18 protein-coding genes and 2 pseudogenes are annotated in these 26594 nt (G+C 67.5%); 3 read left to right on the top strand and 17 right to left on the bottom strand.

Annotation, left to right across the window (positions count from 1 at the left end; translation table 11 throughout):
* Window positions 1-156: 156 nt before the first annotated feature.
* The 5 genes from ntrC to glnA form a co-directional block, all read right to left on the bottom strand.
* Window positions 157-1587, bottom strand: coding sequence for a nitrogen regulation protein NR(I) (gene ntrC, locus ACD584_RS01495; protein WP_076037480.1), 1431 nt, complete (start codon window positions 1585-1587; stop codon window positions 157-159).
* Window positions 1580-2635, bottom strand: coding sequence for a nitrogen regulation protein NR(II) (locus tag ACD584_RS01490; protein ID WP_175611740.1), 1056 nt, complete (start codon window positions 2633-2635; stop codon window positions 1580-1582). The genes ntrC and ACD584_RS01490 overlap by 8 nt, the downstream gene beginning before the upstream one ends.
* Before the next feature lie 265 nt (window positions 2636-2900).
* On the bottom strand, window positions 2901-4343 hold the full coding sequence (locus ACD584_RS01485; protein WP_040940348.1) for an ammonium transporter: 1443 nt from the start codon (window positions 4341-4343) through the stop codon (window positions 2901-2903).
* 22 nt (window positions 4344-4365) lie between these two features.
* On the bottom strand, window positions 4366-4704 hold the full coding sequence (locus tag ACD584_RS01480; RefSeq protein ID WP_002808480.1) for a P-II family nitrogen regulator: 339 nt from the start codon (window positions 4702-4704) through the stop codon (window positions 4366-4368).
* Window positions 4705-4991: 287 nt separating this feature from the next.
* Window positions 4992-6401, bottom strand: a complete 1410-nt coding sequence (glnA, locus tag ACD584_RS01475) for a type I glutamate--ammonia ligase (protein WP_011035442.1) — start codon at window positions 6399-6401, stop codon at window positions 4992-4994.
* A 222-nt stretch (window positions 6402-6623) separates the two neighbouring features.
* Here glnA and ACD584_RS01470 point away from each other — a divergent pair, with 222 nt between their 5' ends.
* Together ACD584_RS01470 and ACD584_RS01465 are read left to right on the top strand one after the other, a co-directional pair.
* Window positions 6624-7415, top strand: a complete 792-nt coding sequence (locus ACD584_RS01470; RefSeq protein WP_076037482.1) for an undecaprenyl-diphosphate phosphatase — start codon at window positions 6624-6626, stop codon at window positions 7413-7415.
* A 90-nt stretch (window positions 7416-7505) separates the two neighbouring features.
* Window positions 7506-8329: pseudogene (locus tag ACD584_RS01465) on the top strand (META domain-containing protein).
* A gap of 459 nt (window positions 8330-8788) precedes the next feature.
* Here the strand turns inward: ACD584_RS01465 and ACD584_RS01460 are convergent.
* The 12 genes and pseudogenes from ACD584_RS01460 to ACD584_RS01405 all read right to left on the bottom strand — a co-directional run bounded on the left by ACD584_RS01460 (window position 8789) and on the right by ACD584_RS01405 (window position 22543).
* Entirely contained in the window at window positions 8789-9400 is a 612-nt protein-coding gene (locus ACD584_RS01460) for a YbhB/YbcL family Raf kinase inhibitor-like protein (protein ID WP_076037484.1), read from the bottom strand.
* 1285 nt (window positions 9401-10685) lie between these two features.
* Window positions 10686-12758 carry a tetratricopeptide repeat protein gene (locus ACD584_RS01455; protein ID WP_076037485.1) on the bottom strand — a complete coding sequence of 691 codons (2073 nt, stop codon included), beginning with the start codon at window positions 12756-12758 and terminating at the stop codon, window positions 10686-10688.
* Window positions 12759-12815: 57 nt separating this feature from the next.
* Complete coding sequence (locus ACD584_RS01450; RefSeq protein ID WP_014509471.1) at window positions 12816-13802, bottom strand: YheT family hydrolase; 987 nt, start codon at window positions 13800-13802, stop codon at window positions 12816-12818.
* Between the two features lie 54 nt (window positions 13803-13856).
* The gene (locus tag ACD584_RS01445) at window positions 13857-14660 is read right to left on the bottom strand and encodes a 1-acyl-sn-glycerol-3-phosphate acyltransferase (RefSeq protein ID WP_019237116.1); all 804 of its coding nucleotides are present in this window, start codon (window positions 14658-14660) and stop codon (window positions 13857-13859) included.
* 116 nt (window positions 14661-14776) lie between these two features.
* Window positions 14777-15204: pseudogene (locus ACD584_RS01440) on the bottom strand (hotdog fold thioesterase).
* Window positions 15205-15477: 273 nt separating this feature from the next.
* Window positions 15478-17457 (bottom strand): phospholipase D family protein, encoded by a 1980-nt coding sequence (locus ACD584_RS01435; protein ID WP_076037486.1) that lies wholly within the window; start codon window positions 17455-17457, stop codon window positions 15478-15480.
* Entirely contained in the window at window positions 17454-18026 is a 573-nt protein-coding gene (locus ACD584_RS01430; protein WP_070689312.1) for a YceI family protein, read from the bottom strand. Before ACD584_RS01430 ends, ACD584_RS01435 begins: the two co-directional genes overlap by 4 nt.
* 3 nt (window positions 18027-18029) lie before the next feature.
* The gene (locus tag ACD584_RS01425) at window positions 18030-18506 is read right to left on the bottom strand and encodes a histidine phosphatase family protein (protein ID WP_011035432.1); all 477 of its coding nucleotides are present in this window, start codon (window positions 18504-18506) and stop codon (window positions 18030-18032) included.
* A 15-nt stretch (window positions 18507-18521) separates the two neighbouring features.
* The gene (locus ACD584_RS01420) at window positions 18522-19154 is read right to left on the bottom strand and encodes a ParA family protein (protein WP_076037487.1); all 633 of its coding nucleotides are present in this window, start codon (window positions 19152-19154) and stop codon (window positions 18522-18524) included.
* Window positions 19155-19535: 381 nt separating this feature from the next.
* Window positions 19536-20600, bottom strand: coding sequence for a hypothetical protein (locus tag ACD584_RS01415; RefSeq protein ID WP_228437944.1), 1065 nt, complete (start codon window positions 20598-20600; stop codon window positions 19536-19538).
* A gap of 67 nt (window positions 20601-20667) precedes the next feature.
* The gene (locus tag ACD584_RS01410) at window positions 20668-21585 is read right to left on the bottom strand and encodes an AEC family transporter (RefSeq protein ID WP_042596677.1); all 918 of its coding nucleotides are present in this window, start codon (window positions 21583-21585) and stop codon (window positions 20668-20670) included.
* Between the two features lie 319 nt (window positions 21586-21904).
* On the bottom strand, window positions 21905-22543 hold the full coding sequence (locus tag ACD584_RS01405; RefSeq protein ID WP_076037489.1) for a hypothetical protein: 639 nt from the start codon (window positions 22541-22543) through the stop codon (window positions 21905-21907).
* Window positions 22544-22704: 161 nt separating this feature from the next.
* Here ACD584_RS01405 and ACD584_RS01400 point away from each other — a divergent pair, with 161 nt between their 5' ends.
* Window positions 22705-26433, top strand: coding sequence for an indolepyruvate ferredoxin oxidoreductase family protein (locus tag ACD584_RS01400; protein WP_076037490.1), 3729 nt, complete (start codon window positions 22705-22707; stop codon window positions 26431-26433).
* Window positions 26434-26594: the final 161 nt, after the last annotated feature.

Genomic DNA, 26594 nt, shown 5'->3' with positions numbered 1-26594 from the left:
AGGCTCGCGTGAGCGACGAAAACCTCCTGCTCCAACCGCGCAATCCGCTCGCCCTGCTGGCGGGTGGACGTGCGGAGACACGTACGCCAGGACACGAGGACTTGCGGGCATCAGCGACCGCGCCACGCCGCACACCCACACGACGCGCGACGCACCTCAGCGCCGCTTGCGCCCCGGCCCCAGCTTGCGGGTTACGGTGTTGCGGCCCAAGCCCAGGCGGGCGGCGGCTTCGGCGCGGCGGCCCTGGGTGAGTTGCAGTGCGGCTTCGAGCAGGGTTTTGTCCAGGCGTTCGCGGGCTTCGGCGTGCAGGCCCTGCGCACCTTCGCTCAGGCGCCGCGCCGCCCAGCTGGAAAGCATCTCGTCCCATTGCCCATCGCTGCGTCCGGCGCGCACGCGGCGCCCACCGCGCGCGAGTGCGGCATCGACATCCACCACATCGATGGTGTCTGCGGTGGCCAGGGCGGCCAGGCGCCAGCACACGTTTTCCAGTTCGCGCACGTTGCCGGGCCAGTCGTACTGACGTAGCGCCTCCAACGCGGCAGACGACAACCTCTTGGGCAGCATGTCGAGCTTGCGCCCGGCCATGGCCAGGAAGTTTTCCGCCAGCTGCGCGATGTCGCCGCGGCGTTCGCGCAGCGGTGGCAGCTGCAGCCGCACCACGTCCAGGCGATGCAGCAGATCGGCGCGGAAGCGGCCCTGTTCGACCAGGGCTTCCAGGTCCTGGTGGGTGGCGGCGATCACGCGCACATCCACGCGGATCAGCTCGCGCCCGCCGACACGGAAGAATTCGTTCTCGGCCAGCACGCGCAGCAATCGGGTCTGCAGCGGCAGCGGCATGTCGCCGATTTCATCCAGAAACAGCGTGCCGCCGTCGGCCTGTTCGAAGCGGCCGATATGCCGCTTGGTAGCGCCGGTGAAGGCGCCGGTTTCGTGGCCGAACAACTCGCTTTCCAGCAGCTCGGCCGGAATGGCGGCGGTGTTGAGCGCAACAAACGGTTTGCGCGCACGCGGCGATTCGTTGTGCAGCGCGCGCGCTACCAGCTCCTTGCCGGTGCCGGTCTCGCCATTGATCAGCACCGACAACGGCGCCTGCGCCAGCCGGCCGATTGCACGGAACAAGGCCTGCATCGCCGGGGTGTCGCCGATCAGCGCGGCCGAGCCTTCGGCCACGGGCGTGCCGAGCGTGTCTTCAACCGCCGCATCGGCGTCGGGCAGTGCACGCGCGGCCAAGGCCACCGCATCGTCCAGGTCGAACGGCTTGGACAGGAATTCGTGCGCGCCGCCGCGAAAGGCACCGGCGGTGCTGGCGACATCGGTGTAGGCCGACATCACGATGACCGGCAGCTGCGGGTGCTTGGACTTGAGCTTGTCGAGCAGGGTCAGGCCATCTTCGCCCGGCATGCGCACGTCGGTGAACAGCAGGTCCGGTGTGGGCCGCATTGCCAGCGCCTGCAGCGCGGCGGCGGCGCTGTCGAAGCCGTCCACCGCGTAGCCGGCATCGCGCAAGGCGGTGGACAACACGAAGCGGACCGAACGGTCGTCGTCGACCACCCAGATGCGGTGGGATACGGCGGCGGCCTCAGCCATGCAGATGCTCCTTGTCGTGATCGCCGGCCAGCTCGGGCAGCAGCAGGGTGAAAACGGTATGGCCCGGCCGCGAGCGGTAGGTCAGCGTGCCGTGGTGTTCGCGCGAGACCTGCTGCGCCAGCGCCAGGCCCAGCCCGCTACCTTCGGCGCGCCCGCTGACCAGCGGCAGGAACAGGTGCTCGGCCAGTTCTTCAGGCACGCCGCCGCCATCGTCGATGATTTCCAGCCGCAGCGACATGGCATGCACGCGGTCGCGGATGCGCTGGCCATGCTCGACGCGGGTGCGCAGGGTCACCCGGGTGGCGCCGGCCTGGAAGGCGTTGCGCACCAGGTTCCACACCGCCTGGGTGAGCCGGTCCACGTCGCCGAGGATGTCGGGGATGCTGGGGTCGTAATCGCGCTGCACCTGCACCGACCAGCCGCCTTCGGCCTCAGCTAGCCGCAGCACGCGTTCGAGCACCACATGGATATTGAGGCACTCGTGCGGGCGTAGGGGTGAGGGCGAGAGCAGGCGTTCGAGCAGGGTGTTGAGGCGTTCGATTTCGGTGCCGATCAACTCGATCAGCTCGCGCTCGTCCTTGTCGCGCCCGGCCGCGCGGCGCGCCAGCAACTGGGCGGCACCCTTGAGCCCGGCCAGCGGGTTGCGCAGCTCGTGGGCCAGGCCCTTCAGCGCCGCGCTCAATGCGTTGGGCAACGCGTGGGTGGGGTCCAAAGCGGGGAATTCGTCGACCGGATGGGTTTCCAGCAGCCAGCCGCCGTCGTCCAGCCGCGACAGCCAGCCTTCGGCAAAGCGCGGCGCGTCGTTGGGCAGGCCCAGCGCCAGCCGGTGCAGCCGCAGGATGTCGCGCTCGTCGTTGAGCAGAAAGCGCGCCAGCGCGTCGCCCTGCACTTCCAACGCGGCCAGCGGCTGGTCCACCAACCGGCGCGCACTCACGCCGAGCCAGCGCGCGAACGCGGGATTGACCCCCAGTACGCGCCCGTCGCGGTCGGCCCAGGCCACCGGCGTACCAAGGCTGTCGAGGGAAGGCGTGGATGACGACATCAGCATTGCACCAATTTAGTGCAAGCACCGCCCGACCGGCGCAGCCCAGCTGCCGACGGGGCAATACCCGGAGATGAGGGAACTGGGGCGAGGACGTGCAGCGGGCCAGCGCGCAACCACTCGGGACTGAGGGGCGTGGGGCGGGTCATGCAGGCACCTCGGCAACGTGGCCCGGCGCTTGGTGCCGGGCCGGGGGACAGCAAACCCGGCGCGGGCACTTCCGGCCGGGTCGTCGTGCGGCCCGCGGCACGCTGGCCGCGGGCGGTCATGCTCAGGACTCGTAAGCAGCTTCGCCGTGCGAGGTGATGTCCAACCCCTCACGCTCGGCTTCTTCGGTGACGCGCAGGCCGAACACCAGCTTGGCGACCACAAAGCCCACCACCGACACCACGCCGATCCAGCCCACTGTGATGCCCACGCCCAGCGCCTGGATGCCGACCTGATGCAGCATGTCGTAGTCGCCACCTTTCTGGCCGCCCAGCGAGGCCGCCGAGAACACGCCGGTGAGGATCGCGCCGATGATGCCGCCCAGGCCATGCACGCCGAACACGTCCAGGCTGTCGTCGGCACCAAGCAGGCGCTTGAGGCCAGTGACGCCCCACACGCACAGCACGCCGGCCGCCAGGCCAATGATGATCGCGCCGAACGGGCCCACCGTGCCGCAGGCCGGCGTGATGCCGACCAGGCCGGCGACCATGCCCGAGGCCACGCCCAGGGCGGAGGACTTGCCCTTGATGATCTTCTCGGTGAGCGACCAGCCCAGGACCGCGGCTGCGGTGGCCAGCAAGGTGTTGAGGAAGGCCAGCGCCGCACCGGCATTGGCTTCCAGGTTGGAACCGGCGTTGAAGCCGAACCAGCCCACCCACAGCAGCGACGCACCGACGAAGGTCAGGGTCACGTTGTGCGGCTTGATCGCCTCACGCCCCAACCCGGCACGCTTGCCGACGAAGTAGGCGCCCACCAGACCGGCGATACCGGCGTTGATGTGCACCACCGTGCCGCCGGCGAAATCCAGCGCGCCCAAGCCGAACAGATAGCCGCCCGTGGCCCAGACCATGTGCGCCAGCGGCAGGTACCCGAAGGTGAACCAGATCACCGAGAACAACAGCACCGCCGCGAACTTGGCGCGTTCGGCAAAGGCACCGACGATCAGCGCACCGGTGATGCCGGCGAAGGTGGCCTGGAACGCCACGAACACGTATTCCGGCAGGCTGACGCCCTTGGTGAAGGTGGCCGACAAGGTCTCGATGGTCACACCCTTGAGCAAGGCCTTGTCCAGATTGCCGATCCACGCGCCTTCGCCGGAGAACGCCAGGCTGTAGCCGTAGAACACCCACAGCACCACCAGCAGCGAGAACACCACCGCCACCTGGATCAGCACCGACAACACGTTCTTGGCGCGCACCATGCCGCCGTAGAACAGCGCCAGGCCCGGCACCACCATCAGCAGCACCAGCAACGTGGAGGTCAGCATCCAGGCGACATCGCCCTTCTCCACGACCGGCGCCGCCTCGGCCGCCGCAACCGGCGCGGCGGCCGGCTGTGCGGTGGGGAGCGGTTCGGTGGTGACCGGCTCGGTCGGCAATGGGGTGACCTGCGCGCCGGACTGAGCCTGCGCGTTGCCCAAGCCGCCAACCACCAGCACACTGAACAGCATCAACATGCAGACGCTGTAGAACCGGGCTTTCCACCCGGCAACAAGACCTGTCTTCATAGGGACTCCGGGGTGGGTGGGGTCAGAGCGCATCGGCGCCGATCTCGCCGGTGCGGATACGCACGACTTGCTCGATCGCGGTCACGAAGATTTTGCCGTCGCCGATCTTGCCGGTGCCGGCGGCGTTCTGGATGGCCTCGACCACCGCATCCAGCCGGTCGTCGGTCACCACCGTCTCGATCTTGATCTTGGGCAGGAAATCCACGACGTACTCGGCGCCGCGGTACAACTCGGTATGGCCCTTCTGCCGGCCGAAGCCCTTGACCTCGGTAACGGTGATACCCGACACGCCAGCTGCGGACAGGGCCTCGCGGACCTCGTCGAGCTTGAACGGCCGGATGATGGCGGTGATCAATTTCATGCGCATACCCCGAATGGTGGAAAGAACCGGCCGGCATTGCGCCGACCGGCGGTGTCATTCACCCGGATGCCAACCCCGGCATCCCCGATTCCTGATGAATCGTCACACGGTGGCGCAGACCCCAGCGGATGCGATGCATCCGCCTCGTGGGAGAGGTCAGGCCCGCGCACCGCGTGCTGTGTACTCTCTCGTCCCCTAGCGGCCCACGGCACCTGCCATGGACCCTCGAACATGTGCGGCGATGGCGGAGGTGGGAGGGGGGGCCTCCGCCATCACCGCGGTGGAACTCAGTTGCCGTAGTACAGCTGGTACTCCAGCGGATGCGTTGCGGCGCGGAACTTGGTGACTTCCTGCATCTTCAATGCGATGTAGCCGTCGATGAAGTCGTCGCTCATCACGCCACCGGCCTTGAGGAACTCGCGATCCTTGTCCAGCGCCTCCAGGGCCTGATCCAGGCTGGAACACACCTGCGGGATCAGCTTCTCTTCTTCCGGCGGCAGGTCGTACAGGTCCTTGTCGCTCGGTGCGCCCGGGTCGATCTGGTTCTTGATGCCGTCCAGGCCGGCCATCATCAGTGCGGTGAAGGTCAGGTAGCCGGACTGCAACGGATCGGGGAAACGCATTTCGATGCGGCGCGCCTTCGGGTTGGTCACCCACGGGATGCGGCACGAGGCCGAGCGGTTACGCGCCGAATAGGCCAGCATCACCGGCGCTTCGTAACCGGGGACCAGACGCTTGTAGCTGTTGGTGCCGGAGTTGGCGAAGGCATTGATGGCGCGGGCGTGCTTGAAGATGCCGCCGATGTACCACAGCGCCATCTGCGACAGGCCGCCGTAGCCGTCGCCGGAGAACAGGTTCACGCCACCCTTGGTCAGCGACTGGTGCACGTGCATGCCAGAGCCGTTGTCGCCGACGATCGGCTTCGGCATGAAGGTGGCGGTCTTGCCGTTGCGGTAGGCCACGTTCTTGATGATGTACTTCATCGTCAGCAGTTCGTCGGCTTTTTGCACCAGCGAGCTGAACTTGGTGCCGATCTCGCACTGGCCAGCGGTCGCCACCTCGTGGTGGTGCACCTCTGTTTCGATGCCGACCTGCTCCAGGGTCTTGATCATTTCCGCACGCAGGTCGTGCAGGGTGTCGGTCGGCGGCACCGGGAAGTAGCCACCCTTCACGCCGGGACGGTAGCCGCTGTTGCCGCCGTCGTACTTGGCGCCGGTGTTCCAGGCCGCCTCTTCCGAACCCACCTGGAAGAAGGTGTGGCCCATGTCATTGGCGAAGCGCACCGAATCGAAGATGAAGAATTCCGGCTCCGGGCCGAAGAACGCCTGGTCGGCGGTGCCGGAGGACTTCAGATAGGCCTCGGCACGCTTTGCAATGCCGCGCGGATCGCGCTCGTAGCTCTGCATGGTGGCCGGGTCGAGGATGTCGCAGGTCAGCACGATGGTCGGATCGGCGAAGAACGGATCCAGGTAAGCGGTGCCCGCGTCCGGGAGCAGGACCATGTCCGACTCGTTGATGCCCTTCCAACCCGCGATGGAGCTGCCGTCGAACATCTTGCCTTCTTCGAACAACGCCGGCTCGATGATGCTGGCCGGAAAGGTGATGTGCTGCTGCACGCCACGCATATCGACGAAGCGCAGGTCGACAAACTCGACCTTGTTGTCCTTGATCAGCTTTTCAACATTTTCCACGGACATCGGAAGAAACCTCGGCAGGAGTTAAGTGGCTCGTGGGCGGTACCACAGCAGGGACCATGCCAAATTGCGCCGCTTCACAAGTTGTTGATTTTGCTGACCTCAGTCGAGATCGCTCAACCAAGCTCAACACCATCTTGGTGCTAAGCGAATCCATCGTGCACCGAAATGGTGCATGCCGCAATGCACTATCCTTTCGCCTCCCCCGCACTCCTCTCCCGCCCGATGTCCGACCTCATTTCCGCCCTGTTGCTGGGCATTCTCGAAGGCCTCACCGAATTTCTGCCGATCTCCAGCACCGGCCACCTGCTGATCGCCGAACAATGGCTCGGACGCCGCTCGGATTTCTTCAATATCGTCATCCAGGCCGGCGCGATCCTGGCGATCTGCCTGGCGCTGCGGCAAAAGCTGTGGACCCTGGCCACCGGCCTGGGTGAGCGCGTCAATCGCGACTACGTGCTCAAGATCGGCGTGGCCTTTATGGTCACTGCGGTGGTCGGCCTGATCGTGCGCAAAGCCGGCTGGCAATTGCCGGAAACCATCCAGCCGGTGGCCTGGGCGCTGCTGATCGGCGGCGTGTGGATGCTGGTGGCCGAACACTTTGCCGGCAAGCTGCCCGAGCGCGACGTGGTCACCTGGAAGGTGGCGATCGCAGTTGGCCTGGCGCAGGTGGTGGCCGGCGTGTTTCCGGGCACCTCGCGCTCGGCCTCGGCGATTTTCCTGGCCATGCTGCTGGGCCTGAGCAAGCGCTCGGCGGCGGCGGATTTTGTGTTCATGGTCGGCATTCCCACCATGTTTGCTGCCAGCGGTTACGCGCTGCTGGAGATGTACAAGGAAGGCGGCTTTGGCAGCGAGAACTGGACCGATGTGTCGGTGGCGTTCATTGCGGCCACCCTCACCGGTTTCGTGGTGGTGAAGTGGCTGCTGGGCTACATCAAGAAGCACCGCTTCACGGTATTTGCGGTGTACCGCATCCTGCTCGGCGTCGCGCTGCTGCTGTGGTTGCCGGCCGCCTGAGCCGGCCGATGCCGGGGCAGTGACGGCCGTCATTGCCCCGGCGGCCCGCTGGCAGTATCACTGAGCGGGTCCGCCGCCCGGGAGCCATTGATGCGTGCCGTGTTGCTAGCGCCAGCCCTGCTGGCCATCGGTGCAACTGCCTGCGGGCGCGACGTGCCACCTGCCGCGCCGGCGGATGAGTCAGCGTCAGCGACTCCTGCCGCAACCGCGATGCCCAAACTTTCGGCCCAGGACGCACCGCTGCGCGCCGCCCTGCAGATCCATCACTGGCAGCTGCAACGCGCCCACGATGCGCATGGCACTGCCCTGCGCAGCCTGTTCGTCGATGGCATGCCACCGCTGCAGCTGGACTTCACCGCGCAACGCCTGCAGGTCAGCCAGACCTGCAATGCGCTCGGCGCGGCGTACACCGTGGAGGCCGCGCACCTGCAGATCGGCCGGGTGGTGTCGAGCAAACGGCTGTGCGCGCAATCGCGGCGGATGGCACAGGAACGCGCTGCCAGCGATCTTCTCTCGGGGCGCTTTGCGGTGGCGCTGGACAGCGCAGCCCCCCTGCCGACCCTGCGCCTGACCCGCACCGACGGCACACGCCTGGAGTTCGCTGGCCAGCTCACCGCAGACACCCGCTTCGGGGGCCCGGGCAAACCGTGTGGCTCGAAGTAGCCGGCGACACCGCGCCCTGCACCACGGAGCCCACCCGCCAGTGCCTAAAGGTGCGCGAGTACTTGCAGGCGACGCAGGCGGTGCTGCAGGACAGCGCCGATGGCTGGCAACCGCTCGATCAGCCAATCGAGGGCTTCACCCACGAACCCGGCATTCGCACCTTGCTGCGCGTGACGCGCTATCCGGCCAGCGGCGACGAACGCGAAGCGCCGGTGTACGTGCTGGAGCAGCTGCTGGAAGCGCGCGGCTAAGCCGTGTGGCAAAGACGTAGGAGCGCGCTTGCGCGCGAGGGGCGTTCACGGGGTTGCTGCCTATGCGCGCGATGTGGTCGGTGAGCTGCGCGGCAGATTCGCGTGTAGGCGTTCCCATGGATGCGCTGCCGCGATCACACGCCGTGCTGAGGGCTCCGCCAAGCGAATTGCTACATCATTCAGGGCCACGGACCGCTGAATTAACGGCCATTCGCAGCATCGGCTACTGGCCCGCCGATGCTGCTGGAGCCAACCAGCACGATGGCTGTTGCAGCGCGATTGCAGCGCGATTGCAGCGCGGCACCATTGCTGGGAATGCCCTCGCGCGCAAGCGCGCTCCTACGTAAGGCGACGGGCCGCCCGAGTGACGCGCGTCTCGGCGCAGGAGCGATGCTGACCACCGCTTGCGGCCGCCGAGCAGAAGTTGCTGCACGTGATTCAGAGTGCTGTTTCCGTGGCTTAGCGCAGCGCAGGATTCAGCGTGTAGGTGCCGTGCAACGCCGCCTCGGCCAGAACGTGGCCCTGCATCGCTGCCAGCACATCGGCGGCGGTGAACAGCGTCGGCAGTTCGAGCTGCGCCACGTCCAGCGCGAACACACGGAAGAAATAGCGGTGCATGCGCAGATCGTTGAACGGCGGATACGGGCCGTCGTAGCCCAGGTAGTTGCCGGCCATGTCGGGATTGCCGGCAAACCACTGGGTGTAGGAGTTCAGGCCCTGGCGCGCGCCGGCCGGGCCCGCCGGCTGCTGCTTGCCCTTGGCCACGAAGCCATCGCTGCAGCTGCCCGCCGCAATCTCATGCACGCTTGCGGGGATATCGGCCATGGCCCAATGCACGAAATCGGTGCGTGGCTGATCCACCGGGATCTGTACATCGTCGCGGCCCACCGTCTCCGGCACGGTGGGCACATCCGGGTCCAGGCACAGCAGCGCGAAGCCGCGCGTGCCTTCGGGCACCTCGCTCCAGGCCAGATGCGGGTTGCGGTTGGGCGCAAAGCCCTCCGGCGTGCCGGCGGCAAACTCGGTGGGGATTGGCTTGCCGTTGTCGATGCTGTGGCTGGTCAGACGCATGCAGGGTCTCCGTGGAATCGGGGTCACCAGGGTGCCTGGCTGGGCGCGGCAGCGAAAGCCATCGCGGTGGAACCTTCTGTGGCGCAGCCGGGTGGGGTGTGACAGGCCAGGGCCGAGTTGGCTCAGTGCGCGTGTGATCCGGTCACAGCACTTCGGGAACGAGCGAGACGATCTTCATGAATTTCTCGGAACGCGGTTCGCGCGTAGGAGCGGCCTTGGCCGCGAGGGGCTTTATCGGTAACGCCTCATCGCGGCCAAGGCCGCTCCTACGAAAGCGGTAGTGCTTGCGGCACAGATCGTGTGTGGCTGTCAGGTCAGGCCGGAAGCAGCTGCACAGCGCTCTCCATGAGCATTGTGCGAAGCGGGCTCCCGACGCGTCTCGCTTCCAGCGAGCATCAATGGCGACACGTCCAACGACGCCACGCCGTGTGATGTGGACCTATGTCCAATCGCCACGGCGAGAGATCGCAAGCGACGCAACTCGTAGGAGCGGCCTTGGCCGCGCGGGGCTTTATCGGTAACGCCCCATCGCGGCCAAGGCCGCTCCTACGAAAGCGGTAGTGCTTGCGGGACCGGTCGTGTATGGCTGTCAGGTCATGCCGGAAGCAGCTGCACAGCGCTCTCCATGAGCATTGTGCGAAGCGGGCTCCCGACGCGTCTCGCTTCCAGCGAGCATCAATGGCGACACGTCCAACGAGGCCACGCCGTGTGATGTGGACCTATGTCCAATCGCCACGGCGAGAGATCGCAAGCGACGCAACTCGTAGGAGCGGCCTTGGCCGCGCGGGGCTTTATCGGTAACGCCCCATCGCGGCCAAGGCCGCTCCTACGAAAGCGGTAGTGCTTGCGGGACTGGTCGTGTGTGGCTGTCAGGTCAGGCCGGAAGCAGCTGCACAGCGCTCACCATGAGCACTGTGCGAAGCCAGCTACCGACGCGTCTCACTTCCAACGCATCAATGGCGGCACGTCGAAGATGCTAGGCCGCTTGACGTGGACGCATGACCGATCGCCGCAGTGAGAGATTGCAGGCGACGCAGCTCGTAGGAGCGGCCTTGGCCGCGAGGGGCTTTATCGGTAACGCTTCATCGCGGCCAAGGCCGCTCCTACGAAAGCGGGGGTGCGTGCTTGGCGTGCCGTGTCATGCACCACTCTCCCAAGCACCGGCCGCATCCATCGCGGAGCGGCGGCAGGAGGGCAGGACGGCAGGACGGCAGGACGGCGGGCGGGCGGGCGGCAGGCGGCAGGCGGCAGGCGGAGCCAGTCTAGGCCCTGCCCGGCGCCGCGCTCAGTCCTGCGGGTATCCGAAGCGCACCGCGATCAGGGTGAGCAGGTCGAACTGCGCGCCCAGCACGCCGCGGTAATCTCGCCAGCGGCCGGCGGCCAGCCGGGCCGGGCCGCGTGGTTCGATCAGCGGGAAGGTCAGGCCGAACGCCTGCTCCAGCGCGGTCGAGATGCCCTGCGGGTCGCTTTCGATGCCGTCCAGGCGAATGATGCGATGCGGGTACAGGTCGCGTTCGTGCAGCACCGCCACCTGTTCCAGCATGGTCAGCAGCCAGTCGGTAGCCTGCTGTGGCGACTGCAGCGCCAGCGGCGCGGGCGCGCCGGCCGAGAGCCAGTCCAGCAACATGTCGCGCGGGTCGCGCAGCGCGATTGCCAGGCGGCCCTCGGGCAGGTGCGGGCGCAGCGCGGTCAGCAAGGTGTTGTCCCACCACAGCAGCCAGTCGATGACGTTGCCGTCGTCGATGCCACGCCGCGGCAGCTGCGCCTTCCAGCCTTCCACCAGCGCCAGCGGCGCCAGCTCGCCGTTGCCCAGTTGCTCGACGGTGCGGTAGCTCTGCAGCGCATCGGACGGCGGCGTGTTGCCGTAGCGGTCGCCACGCACCAGCGGGGTGGCGGCGTCCATGACCGCGATCAGGCGTTCGACATGCGAGCCGGGCGGACCCCAGACAAACAGCGGGCGCGCGCTCACCGTCTCCGGGATGCTGCCCACCGGTGGCCACTGCATCGACGGCTTGGCGGCCTGCGGCGGCAACGGCAGGCGGTGCTGGGCCTGTTCGCGGTGGAACTGCATCCAGGTGGCCAGCGCGGCGTCGGGCTGGCCGGCGCGGTCCTGCACATTGCCCAGCCACGGCCGCAGCACGGTCTGCTGCGGGGCGGGCAGCGATTCGATCAAGGATTCGACACAGGCGATCGCCGCCGGCGGGTCGCGCTGCAGCAGGGCTTCGACAATGCGCTGCTCGCCGCTGATGCGGCCCGGCTCCACCGCCACGATCTGCCGCGCCACCATTTCTGCCTCGTCGGCATGGCCTTGCATGTCGTGCACGCGCATCAGTGCCTCCAGCGCCGGCAGGTGCTCGGGCATGCCCAGCAGCCAGCGCTCGATCACCGCCTGCGCCTGCGGCCCACCCACCGGCTCCACCGCCAGGCGGGCCAGCCACAGGTCGTGCGCATTGCTGGAGGTGGCCAGCGCCGCGTCCAGGGTGTCGCGGGCATCGTCCACCGCGCCCAGCCGCTCCCAGGCACTCAGCAGCGCGTGCAGGGTGCGGCGATCGGCCGGCCAATGGGCCAGCGCCAGGCGCAGGTGCGCCACCGCCTGGTCCGGACGGCCGGCCTGCAATTCCATCTCGCCGGCCAGCCGGCGCATCGCCGGGATGTCGCCACCGGGGTGGGCCAGCACGCCCTGCATTGCACTCAGCGCATCGTCCAGACGGCCCTGGCGCTGTGCCAGCTGGGCGATGAAGGCACGCAATGCGGTGCCCGGCGGATTCAATTCGACCACCCGCTCGAACGCGCGCTCGGCAAAGGCAAAGTGTTCTTTCTGCAGATACGCAAAACCCAGCGCGAACATCACCCGCGCATCGTCGGGCAGCTGCTCGGCCGCACGGGTCAGCAGCGACAGCGCGCGATCGCTCTGGCCGCGGCGCATCTCCACCACACCATCGACCGCCAGTAACTGCGGATGCTCCGGCGCCAGGCGTGCGGCGGTGCGGCTGAGCCGCTCGGCCTCGTCCAGGTCGCCACGCGCCACGGCCAGATGCGCCTGCATCACGTAGGCATTGAACTGGTTCGGGTCCAGCGTGGTGCTGCGCGAGAGCGCGGCATCGGCACCGGGCACATCGCGCACGGCCAGCAACAGCCCGGCGCGCAACAGGTGCAGGTCGGCGTCTTCCGGGGTGAGTTCCAGCGCGGCCTCGATGCTGGCCAGGGCCAGCACTGGCTGCCCCTGCTGCTGCAACGACAACCCCAGCCAGCGGTGCGCGGCCGACAGGTCCGGTGCACTGGTCACCCACTCGCGGGCCAGCGCCACGGCGTCATCGGCGGCATTGCGGCGCAGGGCTTGGAGAATGGCGTCTTGCATGGCGGCGGGGTGTCCAGGACAAACCGCTATTGTAGCGATGCGCGCTGCGCTGCCGACCTAGGCGATGCCGCTCAAGCGTTCGGCCACCCAGCGCTCGGCAAAGCCGTCGCCGCGGGCATTTTCCAGGAAGCCGCAGTGCCCGCCCCAGCGCGCGATTTCCAGGTGCGCGTGGGCCGGCAATTGCCAACCGGCGAAGTCGGCGAACGGAATCACCGGGTCGTCTTCGGCCATCAGGATATCGGCCGGCACCTGCAGCCCGGCCAGGCGGTCGCCGGCAATGGAATAACTGTCGAAATACGCTTCCAGCGAGCCATGCCCGGTGTGTTGCACCGCCAGCCACGCCATCAGGCCGCGCATGTCCAGCGCCAGGGTGGCGTCGTCGTAGCCGTGTTGTTCGGGGAACAGCTTGCGCTTGCGCAGCAGCGATTCACGCCATTTGCGGCGGAAATACCAGTCGTAGAACTGCGGGCCATCTTCCAGCGCCTGCATGGTCGCGGCCGGATCCAGCAGCGGGCACACCGCCGCCACCCGCGTCAGCGGCAGGCCCGCCGCTGGCGCACGCAGGCCCAGCCGCAGCGCGAAATTGCCGCCCAGCGAATAGCCGGCCGCCAGCAGCTGCTGCGATGGAAAGCGCCGCCACAGATCGGCGGCCGCGTTGACCACTTCGTCCACCCGGTCCGAATGGAACAGGTCCACGTTGAGGTGGTGGGTGCCGCCGTGGTCGCGGAAGTTCAGCCGGAACACCTGGTAGCCAAGCCCGAGCAGGCGCGCGGCGGTGAGCCGCATGTAGTTGGATTCGGCACTGCCTTCCCAGCCATGCAGCAGCAACACGGTGCCACGCACCGGCGCATCGCCCGGCGGCACGCTCATCCAGCCCTGCAAGCGCACGCCGTCGCCGCCATCGAGGATGTGCTCGCTGGTGCGCGCGCCGGCGGCGGCCAGCAACTGGCGGCTGCGGATGCGGCGCAATGCACTGCTGCCCAGCACCGATTGCACGTGCGGGTTACGCAGCCAGCGCGGCGGCTGATAGTCGGAGGCGTTCATGCGCGCGTTGGCGCAGCTGGCGCGACGGCTGGCAGCGGCAGGCGCATGGCCGCCTCAGGACTCCATCGCGGCAAGAATGCGCTGGCGCGAGGTGTCGGCCAAGCGGCGCCGCCCGTCGATATCCAGCGCGCCGATCGGCTCGAGAAAATGCACTTCCGCCAGCCGTGAGCGCTCACCGAGCAGCCGCACGATATTGGCAAAGAAACTCTCGCGCTCGCCGAACGCCACAACGGCCTGTGCACTGCCGCGCTCGCCGTAGCGCAACGCCACCGGCTGCACCGGCACACCGGCTTCGACCGCCGCCTGGAAGATGCGTGCATGGAACGGGCCCACCTCGGTACCGCCGCGGGTGCGCCCTTCCGGGAACACACCCACCGGCTTGCCGCTGCGCAGGCGCAGCAGCATTTCCTGCAACACCCCGCCCAGCGACTCGGTGTTGCCGCGCTGGTGGAAGATGGTCTGCCCCTTGGTGGCCAGCCAGCCCACCAGCGGCCAGCCGGCGATTTCGCGCTTGGCCACAAAGCCCATCACCCGCTGGCTGTGCAGCATCGAGATGTCGACCCAGCTGACGTGATTGGCCACGAACAAGGTGGCGCCAGGCAACGGGGTGCCGAAACGGCGCAGGCGAAACCCGAAGATGCGCATCAGCGTGCCCTGCCACCAGCGGATCATGCGCTCGTCCAGGGTGTCGTCGCGGCCGGTGCGGATGCGCGCCAGCGGCGGCGCCACGACACACAGCATGGTGATCGGCAGGCAGACCGTCAGGTGCACGAGCAGCAATGGCACCCGATACAGATAACGGAACCAACGCAGCGCGCCGCCGGCATCGCGCGTGGCGGGCAGGGATGACTCGCTCATTCGAGGAACAGGACCGGAACGGGGAAGGAAGGCGCCACTATTGTGACAGCAGCACGGCCGCCGCGCAGTGCCGGGAGCGGGCGGCGCTGTTCCACCCATGCGCACGCCGGGCGCGCTCAGCCATTGGTGCGTGCCACCACCGCCAGGGTCAGGCGCGAGACACACACCCGTTTGCCGGCGGGGTTGTCGATGGTGATGTCCCAGACGTGGGTGCTGCGGCCCACGTGTACCGGGCGCGCGGTGCCGATCACCACGTCCTGGTAGGCCGCACGCAGGTGGTTGGCATTGATTTCCAGGCCACGCACATCTGGGTGGTCATATCCACGCACAGGTTGCCGGCACTGCTGCCCAGGGTTTCGGCCAGCACCACCGAGGCGCCGCCGTGCAGCAGGCCATACGGCTGCTTGGTGCGCGTATCCACCGGCATGGTGGCGCGCAACCAGTCGTCGCCGGCTTCGGTGAACACGATGCCCAACTGCGCGATCAAGGTGTCGCGGCTGGAGGCGTTGAGGGCAGCGAGGTCGACGGGTTCACGAAAGCGCATGGGCATGGGATCGAGTTGGGGAATCGGGAATCGGGAATCGGGAATCGGGAATCGGGAATCGGGAATCGGGAATCGGGAATCGGGAATCGTAAGAGCATCCGGGAGCCCGCGCGATCATTCAACTGCCTGGTCGTTTAGGCCACACGGTGCGATGCGATTGCCTGCACGCCCATGTGCGCTGCGTTTTTTCAGCGCGTGCGGCGGCGCTGCTGCGTGATGCACGTGCGGTGCGCCTGCACGTGCAGTTCTACGCACTGCAGCGGGTACTGCCGATCAGAGGATCGGCACCAGCCCGGCGCCGAAGGCGGTCAGCATCCGCACCAGCAGCCACTTCGGGCCAACGTTGACCTCGGGGAAATCGCCCACCGCCACGTAGCACTGGCGGAACTGCGGGTCCTGGCGCTTGAGCGGGAACGGGCAGCCCGGGCCCGGCTGGAATTCGTAGTTGGTGGCGTAGCGCCACGGCCAGAAATCCAGCACCGGCAACGCTTCGGACACCTTGCCCACGCTGTAGTTCAAGCCGCTGAGCACCGGCGGTTTTTCGCGCGGCGCCACCGTCCAGGCGTTGTCGGGGGCGATGTCGCGCTCGATGCTGGCGGCCAGCGCCTGTGCAAAGCGCGGATCGTCGATCACCACCGCCGCCTCGGTGTTGTAGTTCTCGCTGCGCGGATCGAAGTTGTGCGTGCCGATCACGCCGATGCGGCGGTCCACCACCAATGATTTGGCGTGCAGCCCCATGCGCGCACCGGCGCGCGTCACCGGCAACGGCTTGTTGACCGCGCGGGTACCCAGGAACGAGGGACGTGTCTCGGTACGCAGCACGCGGCGGTCAACATCGCTGCCGCCGGGCGTACGCCCGCCGCCACCACCACCGCTGCTGCCACGCACCGCATTGCCGGCCGCACTGCCGCCGATCAGGCGATTGCTGCGGTCGTTCTCGGCGGCCTCGCCCGCGGCGGCCGTCAGCGGGTCGGGCAGCAGGTTGGCGTAGTCGACCGGCGCATCCAGCGGGAACGGCTTGAACTCATACACGTTGAAGCCCAGTTCGCGCATGTTGCGGCGTTTGAATTTGTACGACAGCGCATACACGATGGGGTTGTCGGTGGCCGCCAGGCTGTTGGTGGACACCACGATGCGCGGCGGCTGCGCGCGCTTGCGCAAGGTGCGGAAGATCTCCTGCGCGGGATCTGACAACACCAGATACGGCGTCTGCAGCAGCACTTCCTGCTGCGCTCCGGCGATCAGGCTGTCCAGCTCCGGCGCGGTGGACACCGCCTTGGCGCCATGTTCCTTGCGATGTTTCTGCGGCAGGTCGGCCACGTACAGCACCCGCTGCACCGGCATTGCCGGGGCCACGAAGGCAGCCTGCACGAACTGCGGATCGTTGGCTTCGCGGTCCACCCGCGCCACCCGCTCGGGCCGGCGGAACTTGGCCGGCGGCATGGTCTGTGGGCCGTCGTCCAGCAACAACCGCCCGACATCGTTGAGCCGCTCGGCCGGGACACTGCGGCGCGCGTTCCAGAACGCATCGAAGTTGACCGCCATCGCGCGCACTTCCGGCCCGGCCAGAATCACATCGCGGTCGCGGAAGTTGTACTCGCTGTCCCAGTCGAAGTAGTCGTCCTGGTAGTTGCGCCCACCAACCACGCCGAGCACATCGTCCACCACCAGCAGCTTGTTGTGCATGCGCTGATTGAAGCGGCGGAAACAGCACACCACGCTGCCGGCGTAGTCGAAATAATTGAGCTTCACCTTGCCGAAGGTGGGGTTGTAGATGCGCAGCTGCAGGTTTTCGTGGCTGCTGGCCAGCGCGCCCAGGATCTGCAGATCGGCGATCGCCGAGAGCTGATCGATCAGGATCCGCACCTTGACCCCGCGTTGCGCGGCGGCGGTCAGCGCGTCCAGCACCATGCGGGCGCTGTCGTCCTTGTCGAAGATGTAGGTCTGCAGGTCGATGCTGCGGGTGGCGCTGCGGATCAGATTCAGCCGCGCAACCAGCGATTCCTCGCCGTGGTCCACGATGGTGGCGTAGTGGCGTGGCGCTGCCGCGGTGGAGGCGGCGATGGCATCGCCGCCCAGCGCGCGCAGCGGCGAGGGCTGGGCGCAGCGATCGGCCTGGGTGCAGGTCACCACGGTGCTGCGCGCGGCCACGGCAATGCCGGCGGCGCGGTGACGTTCGGTTTGCGACAGGCCGGCGCATCCGGTGCCGAGCAACAAGGTTGCCAGCACAAGAAGCCTCAACAAGGACGTCACGGGCGCCGGACCTCCTGCAGGCGCCCACGGAGAATGAACGTCACCCTGTCGCCCAGGGCCATCTGCCACGCATTCATTCCATAACGTCCACGCAGGACCGTACCTCGACTGATCACATCGCAATCATAGCCCGGCCGCGCGCATTCAGCCGGCATCACATGCAGGGTCTCCACATGGGTGATTCCGCGGATGGTCAGGTTGCCGGTGATCTCGCCGCCCCGCTTCACCACCTCGGCGGAGTACGGAAACGACTCGAATTCCACCACCGGATACTGCGCCACGTTGAAGAAATCCTCGCCGCGCATCCACGCGGTGTAGCGGTCCTTGCCCGGGATTTCCACCTGCGCGGCATCCAGACGGAAGCGCACCTGCTGGCGCCCGTCCGCCGATTCGGTCAGCTCACCCCGGAACCGCGGGAACAATCCCTCGATCTTCATCCCGAAGCGGGTTCTGATCTCGAACCCGAAGCGCGACTGCACTGGGTCGATGGCATGCACCTTCTGCTGGGCCACGCAGGGCAACGCGACCCACAGCGCGAGCCAGGCAACCCAGCGCAGCGACAGTGGCACGGATCAAGGCCACCAGAAGGCGGTCAGCCGGGCGATGCCGGGTTCGATGGCCGCATCCAGCGGCAAGGCCAGCAGGGCGATCGAGGCGGTCGGCATGCCGCGGTAGTCGCCGGTCTGGCCGCTATGCATCAGCGCGGCCAGGCGCTCCAGGCCGGGGTTGTGGCCCACCAGCAGTAGCCGTTCGGCCTCGCGGTGCTCGTCCAGCACGCTGGCCAAGGTGCCCGGGGTGGCCTCGTAGATGCGCTCGTCCAGGCGTTGTTCGATATAGCCGGTGAGCTCGAGCACCGCCTCCAGGGTTTCGCGGGAACGCCTGGCCGGCGAGCAGAGCACGCGGTCGGGCACCAGGTGTTGTTCGCGCAGCCAGCGGCCGGCGGCTTCAGCCTCGGCAATGCCGTGCGGCGACAAGGGGCGGTCGAAATCGGCCTGGCCGGTGTCGGCTGGTTCGGCGTGGGCGTGTCGGAGCAAGATCAGTTCGCGCATAAGAGCTTTCCGGTCCTAGGCTTTCTTGAGCCACTTCAACAGCGGCTCCCAGTCCTGTTGATGGTCGCGCACCTGCGCAGAGCGGTAGTCGAACAAGCTGCGCCCCAGCCCGGCCATCACCACGTAGGCCTGGGTGTCGCGCAGTAGGGTCACCAGCGGATACGGCCAGCTGCCGATCATCTCGGCGGCCTGTTGCGAGGTCTGGGTCCACGGCCGGGCGCGGTTGAGCACCAGGCCCACGGGCAGCTTGCGCTGGTGCACGCGCGGCACCTTGGCCAGTGTGTTGAGGAAGCCGACCACCGCTTCGATATCCAGCGCCGAGGACAGTACCGGCACCACGATGGCGTCGACATGGTCCAGGAAGCCGCTCAGGTCATCGGCCATCGCGCCGGCCGGCGCATCGATGATCAGCTGGTCGGTGCCATCGGGCACGGCGGCCTGCCAGTTGCGGCGCCGGGTGGCGTCGATCGGCAGGACCGCGCTTTCCAGACTCGCGCGGCGTTCCGCCCAACGGGTGGACGAGCCCTGTGGATCGGCATCTGCCAGCACGGTGCGCTGGCCTTGCAATGCCGCGTGTGCGGCGAGGTTGGTGGCGATCGTGGTCTTGCCAACGCCGCCTTTGGAGCCGGCCACCAGGACTGTCTTCATGCACGCCTCGCTTCCGGGAGCAAGCCGGCAGCGTACACCGCGGCCGGGTGAGGAAGTAGTCGAAACACGTTAAACGCACCACGGCGTTGCCTATCGCAGTGCAGCATCGTGTGCCTGCGGGAACGCAGGCGTTGGCACCAGCCATCACGCATAGCGCTTTGCCAGCGCTGCGGTGATACCTCCAAAACGCAACGCCCGAGCCAGCAAGATCAGCGGACACGGGCACAGTGGTGATGGGTGTGGCCGATCGGCAGCGCACATGCGCATGCACGCGCAGCGCGAACCACCAGGCGCCCTGTCAGTCGGTCTGCAGTTGGAGACCTGCTCAACCGCAAGACAACCGCGCTGCCTGCTGCTCCGACGCGCGTGCTGCGCGCGGCCTTACTGCACCGATGCGCTCGGCTGCCAGCCAGCCGGCGGTTGCGTAGCAATGCCCTGGCGCTGCAGCAGCGCACGCAAGGCCGGCACTTCACCGTGCGCCAGCACCGCATCCCCATCGGATGCTAGGCCTCTACCAGCGCCGGCAAGGCCCTGCTGTTGCTGCTGCAGCCATGCCAGCTCACGTACCCGGGCCTGCCACCGCGTGGCATCGGCGCCACTGCTGAGGCTGGCCATGCGCTTGGCACCGATCAGGGCGGTGGCCAGCGTGGACTCGTCCTTGGCCACATTGCCCAGCACCGCCATGCATTCGTCGCGCAGCGCTGGAGTCGCCGTGGCCGGATCGCAACGGCGTACCAGCGGGCTCAATGCCGGCAATGCGTGCGCGGACCACGCCGCCATTGCAAACAGCATCGCAGTGTCTGCGCCGGTGGAGGGCAGGCCACGTGCATCGAGCTGCGCGCGCAGGCTGACCGAGGTCAGCACCGGCCATTGCACATCGGCATAAGCAGCATGCAAGGCCCGGCCCAGGGCCAGCGCGCCACTGTCGAAATGGTCTGCCTGCACCGCGGCCTGCCAGGCGCGCTCGGCGGCGGCGGCATCGCCACGCCGTTGCGCCGCTGCGTAGGCGCGCAGATGCACATCGGCGTTGCCGGCATCGGCCTGCTCCAGGAAGGCGAGCGCGGCGAGCGGATCGCAGCGCAAGCCAGCGGGGCAGCCCAACGCTTCCATCCGCGCCACCAGCAGGTCGCGCGGCCGCGCGTCCAGCGCGCGTTGCAGCCAGGCGCGCTGGAGCGGCGCGTAGCCGGCGCGCGCAGCGTCGGACTCGGCATCGGTTTCGGTGTCGATCCACAGCAGGCCGGCCAGATACAGCGGCCCGGGCTTGCCGCTGTCAGCCATGCTGCGCAGACGTGCCTGCAGCGTCTCGCCGACCTGCTGTCCCCACTGCTGCACCAGCGGATCGTTGGTGGGATCAGCCGTGGGAGCAGCGGCGGGCGCGGCGGAGGCCATGCACGCGCTGCCCAGCCAGAGCAGCACCGTGCTGCCGATCAATCGTGAAGTCCGCATCCGTGTGCCTTGTCCTGTGAGGGCGCGCATGCGCCGCCGGCCAGCATTTCATGCACGGGCACGCGCATCAAGCCGCCAGGCGCGCCAGCAGCCATGCCCAGGCCGGCAGGGTGAGCAGCGACAACAGGATGCTGTAGCCCACCATCGCCGCCGCCAGACGCGGCGCCAGGCGGTGCGAAATCGCCAGCGCCGCGGCGGTGATCATGGTCGGCATGGCCGATTCGAGCACATTGGTCTGCAGCATCTGGCCCTGCAGGCCGAGCGCCCACGACAGCGGCAATGCCAGCACCGGCATGACCGCGAGCTTGAACAGCAACCCCAGCGCCAGTGGCTTGAGTTCCTGCGCCGGCAAGCGCAATTGCAGCGAGAACCCGACGGCCAGCATCACCAGCGGCAACATCGCATCGGCCAGGCTCTTCAGCCCCGAGCCGATCCAGGCCGGCGGCTGTTCGGGCATCAGCGTCAATGCAAACACCAGCGCCCACAGCGGCGGAAACCGCAGCACCCGTGCCAGGATCATCCGCGCTGTGGGCGGGGTGTCGCCGCTGTAGCGCGCCAGCACGTACAGGCCAAAGGTGGACAGCAGCACGAAGGTGCCGAACTGGTCGTAGACCACCGCATACGGCAAGGCGTGGTCGCCGATCAGCGCGCGCACCATCGGAAAGCCGATGAAACTGGAGTTGGTGAACACCACGCACATCAGCAGCGCGGCGTACTCGTCGCGGCGCACGCCGAGCAGACGGCTGCAGCCCCACAGCATCGGCACGATCAGCGCGGTGAGCAGCCAGGGCGTGGCGATGACGCCGCCCAGCGAGGCATCCAGGTGCAGCCTCGGGACATAGGTCAGCACCGAGGCCGGCAGGCAGATGTACAACACGATGCGGTTGAGCACATCGGCGCTGTTGTCCGGCAGCACGCGCAGCCGTGCAAACACCAACCCGAGCCCCAGCATCGCCAGGATCAACGCAAATGCATCCACCGCCATGGCGTGGTCATGTCTTCGAAACGGGTGTACAGGATCGCATAGCGTGCGTGCCGGGCTTGCGACCGACTGCAGCGCGGAACGACGCACTTCACCTGGTCTGCGCGTTGCTCAGCGCAGATCGCCGATGACACCGTCTGGATGACAACGCTGGCGTGCGCAAGCTACCTGCCCGGCGAGTGATGGCGCAACGAACGCCACCATGGCCTGCACGAATGCAGACGACGCACAGCGCGATTTCAGCGCCGGACTGCAGCGCCGCGCTGTATCGCCAATGCGGCATTACCCGCGCGCTGCAGATTCACTGCCGTGCGCGGTTGGCTTACGGGAATGCTGGCGGGTTGGCCTGCCAGGCGGCGAAGACCTCGGCCAGGCTGGCGCGGTCGGCCTCGCGCCACTCCGGCAGCAGGCTGGCGTAGTTGGCGGTGCTGCCCCAACGGTCCGGCCAGGTGCGCACGGCGGCGGCGTACCACTCGACTGCTTCCTGCTTGCGTCCGGCGCGCCACAGCCCCAGTGCCAGCGTGGTGGGCAACCATGCCGGCGTGGCCGGGCGGCCGTTGGCCAGGTTGGCCCAGTGCTGCAGGGCCTTGTCGGCCTGGTCGGCGTGCAACAGGTCCCAGCCGTAGTTCCAGCTGATGGCGCGGTATTGCTGGCTGCCGTTGGACACCAGTGCCAGCGCGCCCTGGTAGAGCTCGTCGCCTAACTGTGTGCGACCACCGGCATAGGCCAGCGCGGCAAGCTGTGCACGTGGCTCGGCGGCGCGTGCGTCACGCTGCACCATGCCGGCCAGCCGATCCACGACCGCATCGCCCTGCCCCTGCACGGCCACCACCGGTTTGGTCGTGGCACGGTCTTCGTCGAAATAGAACTCCTTGGGCTTGGGCAGGCTCTGCGCCTGCGCCATCGACCACACGCCCCCGAGCAGGGCCAACGCGGCGACCCATGCGTATTGCTTCTTCACTGGCTTTATCCCCTGACAGCAAACGACCCCTTCCCGTCCCCATCCTAACCGCAGCGCGGCGGCTGTGCATCCGCAGGCGGACGGGCGCGTGAAAGGCGACTGTTACAATTTGCACGCCGTTTTGGAATCCCCAGGTTCCAGCCACCCTTTCCGGGCACGCCATGACCAGTACCGCTGCACTTTCATCCCCCGCCTCTGCCAACACGCCGGAGATCGGCCGTGTGGATGCGGACTACACGCTGGAACACAAATACACGCGTGCCGACGGCCGCATTTATTTGTCCGGTGTGCAGGCGCTGGTGCGGCTGCCGCTGATGCAACACCTGCGCGATGTGGCCGCCGGGCTGGATACCGCCGGGTTCGTCAGCGGCTACCGCGGCAGCCCGCTGGGCGGGCTGGACCTGGAATTGTGGCGGGCGCGTGCGCATCTGGAGGCGGCCAAGGTCACCTTCACCCCGGGCCTCAACGAGGACCTGGCCGCCACCATGGTGTGGGGCACGCAGCAGACCAACCTGTTCCCGGGCGCCACCGTCCAGGGCGTGTATGGCATGTGGTACGGCAAGGGCCCGGGCGTGGACCGCAGCGGCGACGTGTTCAAGCACGCCAATGCCGCCGGCACCTCACCGTTTGGTGGCGTGCTGGCCCTGGCCGCCGACGACCATGCCTGCCGCAGCTCCACCTTGCCGCATGGGTCCGAAGACGAATTCGTCAGCGCGATGATGCCCATCCTCAACCCGGCCGGCGTGCAGGACATCCTGGACATGGGCCTGCTCGGTTGGGCGATGAGCCGCTATACCGGGCGCTGGGTGGGCTTCAAGACCATCGCCGAAACGGTGGAATCCTCTGCCTCGGTGGACGTGGACCCGTTCGCACGCCAGATCGTGCTGCCGGACGACTTCGCACTGCCGCCGGGCGGGCTGAGCATCCGCTGGCCTGATCCGCCGGTGGATCAGGAGATGCGCCTGCACCGCTATGCGGTGGCCGCCGCGCAGGCATTCGCGCGCGCCAACGGCATCGACAAGCTGGTGCTGGATTCGCCGCAGGCACGGCTGGGCATCGTCACCACCGGCAAAAGCTATCTGGACGTGTTGCAGGCGCTGGAATACCTGGGCCTGGATGCGCAGGCCTGCGCGCAGATCGGTATTCGCGTGTACAAGGTCGGCATGAGCTGGCCGCTGGAGCCGGTGGGCATCAGCGCGTTTGCGCGCGGGCTCGAAGACATTCTGGTGGTGGAAGAGAAGAAAGCCTTCATCGAGCGGCAGATGAAGGAACTGTTCTACAACTGGCCGGCCAGCGCCGGTGCGCGGCCCAGCATCGTCGGCAAGTACGACGAGCACGGCGCGTGGATCCTGCCCTCCACCGGCGAGCTGACCCCGGCCACGATCGCGGCAGTGATCGGCAAGCGCATCCAGCGCTTCCCGCTGCCATCGGCGGCCATTGCTGCATCGATCGAACAGCGCCTGCGCTGGATGGAGGCCAAGGAAGCGGAGATGGCGCTGCCGCGCGCGCTGTTCCCGCGCGTGCCGCACTACTGCTCGGGCTGCCCGCACAACACCTCCACGGTGGTGCCGGAGGGCTCGCGCGCGCTCGGCGGAATCGGTTGCCACTACATGGTGACCTGGATGAACCGCTCGACCGACACCTTCACCCACATGGGCGGCGAAGGGGTCACCTGGTCGGGGCAGGCACCGTTCACCGCCACGCCGCACGTGTTCCAAAACCTGGGCGATGGCACCTATTTCCACAGTGGCTCACTGGCGATCCGCCAGTCGGTGGCCACCGGCGTCAACATCACCTACAAGATCCTCTACAACGACGCGGTGGCAATGACCGGCGGGCAGCCGGTGGACGGCACGCTCACCGTACCCGACATCGCGCATCAGCTGCGTGCCGAAGGCATCCACGCCATCGTGGTGGTGAGCGATGACATCGGCAAATGGACGCGCCGGCGCGAGCGCTTCCCCAGCGAGGTGGCATTTCACGATCGCAGCGAACTGGACGCGGTGCAGCAGCGGCTGCGCACCATCAAGGGCGTGTCGATCCTGATCTTCGACCAGACCTGCGCCACCGAAAAACGCCGCCGTCGCAAGCGCGGCAAGCTGATCGACCCGCCCAAGCGGGTGATGATCAATTCGCTGGTCTGCGAAGGCTGTGGCGATTGCGGCGAGAAGAGTTTCTGCGTGTCGGTGCTGCCGAAGGACACCGAGTTTGGGCGCAAGCGCGAGATCGACCAGTCCAACTGCAACAAGGATTATTCCTGCGTGTCGGGCTTCTGCCCGAGCTTTGTCACCGTGCATGGCGGCGCCCCGCGCAAGGGCAAGAAGCGCGATGCCAGTGCGTTGCTGGACGCCCTGCCCGAACCGCCACAACGCACCACGCTGGAGCAGCCCTGGAACATCCTGATCACCGGCGTCGGCGGCACCGGCGTGGTGACCATCGGCGCGCTGCTGGGCATGGCCGGCCATCTCGAAGGCAAGGGCGCCACGGTGCTGGACCAGACCGGCCTGGCGCAAAAGGGTGGCGCGGTCACCACGCATATCCGCATCGCGCGCCAGCCCGCCGACATCCACGCCGTGCGCATTGCCGCCGGCGAAGCAGACCTGGTGCTGGGCTGCGACATGGTGGTGGTCAACGATTACTGGGCCTTGTCCAAAGTGCGCGACGGCCGCACCCAGGTGGTGCTCAACACCTACGAAGCGATGCCGGGCAGTTTCACCACACAGCCGGATCTGCAGTTCCCGGCAGCCGAGATCATTGCGGGGGTACGCACTGCTCTCGGCGGGCAGGAGCCCTTGCTGCTGGACGCCACGCAATTGGCCACCGCGCTGCTGGGCGATGCCATCGCCAGCAATCTATTCGTGCTCGGCTATGCCTGGCAGCACGGTCTGGTGCCGTTGTCGCACGCGGCGTTGATGCGCGCGATCGAGCTCAATGGCGCGGCGGTGACGATGAATCAGCAGGCCTTCGCCTGGGGGCGTTTGGCGGCGGTCGATCTGCCGGCCGTACAACGCGCCGCAGGCCTGGCACCTGCGCTGGACACCGCTGCCCACGCGCATGTCGCCGCCCACGCGCATGCCGCCACGCCGCCATCGCGCGGGCCGGGCAGCTGGGAAGACCACGACATGAGTGGCCAGAGTGCGCCGCGCGCGCTGGCGCAAACCGATGCCGACACGCTGCACGCTGACGGCGATGCGCCGATGCATCCATTGGATGACGAGCAGCTGGCGCAGTCCCTGGACGAGGCGATCGCGCGGCGCGTGCACTTCCTCACCGACTACCAGGATGCCGCCTATGCCCAGCAGTACCGTGCGCTGGTGGAGCGCGTGCGCACGCACGAAGCGCAACGCGCACCGGGCAGCACCGCGCTAAGCGCTGCGGTGGCGCGCTACGCCTTCAAGCTGATGGCCTACAAGGACGAGTACGAGGTGGCGCGGCTGTATACGCGCGGCGACTTCCAGCGCCGTGTGCAGCAGCAGTTCGAGGGCGACTACCAGCTGCGCTTCCATCTGGCGCCGCCGTTGTTCGCCAAGAAGGATGCAAACGGGCAGCCCATCAAACGCGAATATGGGCCGTGGATGTTCAGTGCCTTCAAATTGCTGGCACGGTTGAAGTTCCTGCGCGGCGGCAAACTGGACGTGTTCGGCTACACCGCCGAACGTCGCGGCGAGCGTCAGTTGATTGCCGATTATTTGGCAACGGTGAACACGCTGCTGCAGCGCCTGGACAACGACAACGTGGGCCTGGCCGCGCAGATCGCCAGCATCCCCGAACACATCCGCGGCTACGGGCACGTCAAGGACGCGCACCTGCACGAGGCCAAGGCGCGCGAAGCCGCCCTGTTGGCGCAATGGCGCAACCCCAAGGCGCTGCATGTGGTGCAGGCGGCATAAGCTGCCAGTGCGTTACGGATGAGGGATGCGTGGCGTCGATCGTGCGCCACAGGCAGTGGCGGTTTGGCTGCGCGGTCAGCGGGTTTGCGTGACCGATGCGAGGTCTTGGGTTTGAGGTCGCGTTGGATCACGTGCTGGCTCCCAGACCGTGCGTGTACTGC

The sequence above is a fragment of the Xanthomonas sp. NCPPB 2922 genome (genome assembly GCF_041520885.1).
In the GTDB taxonomy this organism is placed as follows: domain Bacteria; phylum Pseudomonadota; class Gammaproteobacteria; order Xanthomonadales; family Xanthomonadaceae; genus Xanthomonas; species Xanthomonas campestris.
The sequence above is the reverse complement of the archived record's forward strand: the minus strand, read 5'-3'. Positions and strand labels throughout refer to the sequence as shown.

What these genes read in the sequence shown, in the direction of transcription:
- ntrC (WP_076037480.1), bottom strand. Translation starts at nt 1,587, where the DNA reads ATGGCTGAGGCCGCCGCCGTATCCCACCGCATCTGGGTGGTCGACGAC.
- ACD584_RS01490 (WP_175611740.1), bottom strand. Translation starts at nt 2,635, where the DNA reads ATGCTGATGTCGTCATCCACGCCTTCCCTCGACAGCCTTGGTACGCCG.
- ACD584_RS01485 (WP_040940348.1), bottom strand. Translation starts at nt 4,343, where the DNA reads ATGAAGACAGGTCTTGTTGCCGGGTGGAAAGCCCGGTTCTACAGCGTC.
- ACD584_RS01480 (WP_002808480.1), bottom strand. Translation starts at nt 4,704, where the DNA reads ATGAAATTGATCACCGCCATCATCCGGCCGTTCAAGCTCGACGAGGTC.
- glnA (WP_011035442.1), bottom strand. Translation starts at nt 6,401, where the DNA reads ATGTCCGTGGAAAATGTTGAAAAGCTGATCAAGGACAACAAGGTCGAG.
- ACD584_RS01470 (WP_076037482.1), top strand. Translation starts at nt 6,624, where the DNA reads ATGTCCGACCTCATTTCCGCCCTGTTGCTGGGCATTCTCGAAGGCCTC.
- ACD584_RS01460 (WP_076037484.1), bottom strand. Translation starts at nt 9,400, where the DNA reads ATGCGTCTGACCAGCCACAGCATCGACAACGGCAAGCCAATCCCCACC.
- ACD584_RS01455 (WP_076037485.1), bottom strand. Translation starts at nt 12,758, where the DNA reads ATGCAAGACGCCATTCTCCAAGCCCTGCGCCGCAATGCCGCCGATGAC.
- ACD584_RS01450 (WP_014509471.1), bottom strand. Translation starts at nt 13,802, where the DNA reads ATGAACGCCTCCGACTATCAGCCGCCGCGCTGGCTGCGTAACCCGCAC.
- ACD584_RS01445 (WP_019237116.1), bottom strand. Translation starts at nt 14,660, where the DNA reads ATGAGCGAGTCATCCCTGCCCGCCACGCGCGATGCCGGCGGCGCGCTG.
- ACD584_RS01425 (WP_011035432.1), bottom strand. Translation starts at nt 18,506, where the DNA reads ATGCGCGAACTGATCTTGCTCCGACACGCCCACGCCGAACCAGCCGAC.
- ACD584_RS01420 (WP_076037487.1), bottom strand. Translation starts at nt 19,154, where the DNA reads ATGAAGACAGTCCTGGTGGCCGGCTCCAAAGGCGGCGTTGGCAAGACC.
- ACD584_RS01415 (WP_228437944.1), bottom strand. Translation starts at nt 20,600, where the DNA reads ATGCGGACTTCACGATTGATCGGCAGCACGGTGCTGCTCTGGCTGGGC.
- ACD584_RS01410 (WP_042596677.1), bottom strand. Translation starts at nt 21,585, where the DNA reads ATGGCGGTGGATGCATTTGCGTTGATCCTGGCGATGCTGGGGCTCGGG.
- ACD584_RS01400 (WP_076037490.1), top strand. Translation starts at nt 22,705, where the DNA reads ATGACCAGTACCGCTGCACTTTCATCCCCCGCCTCTGCCAACACGCCG.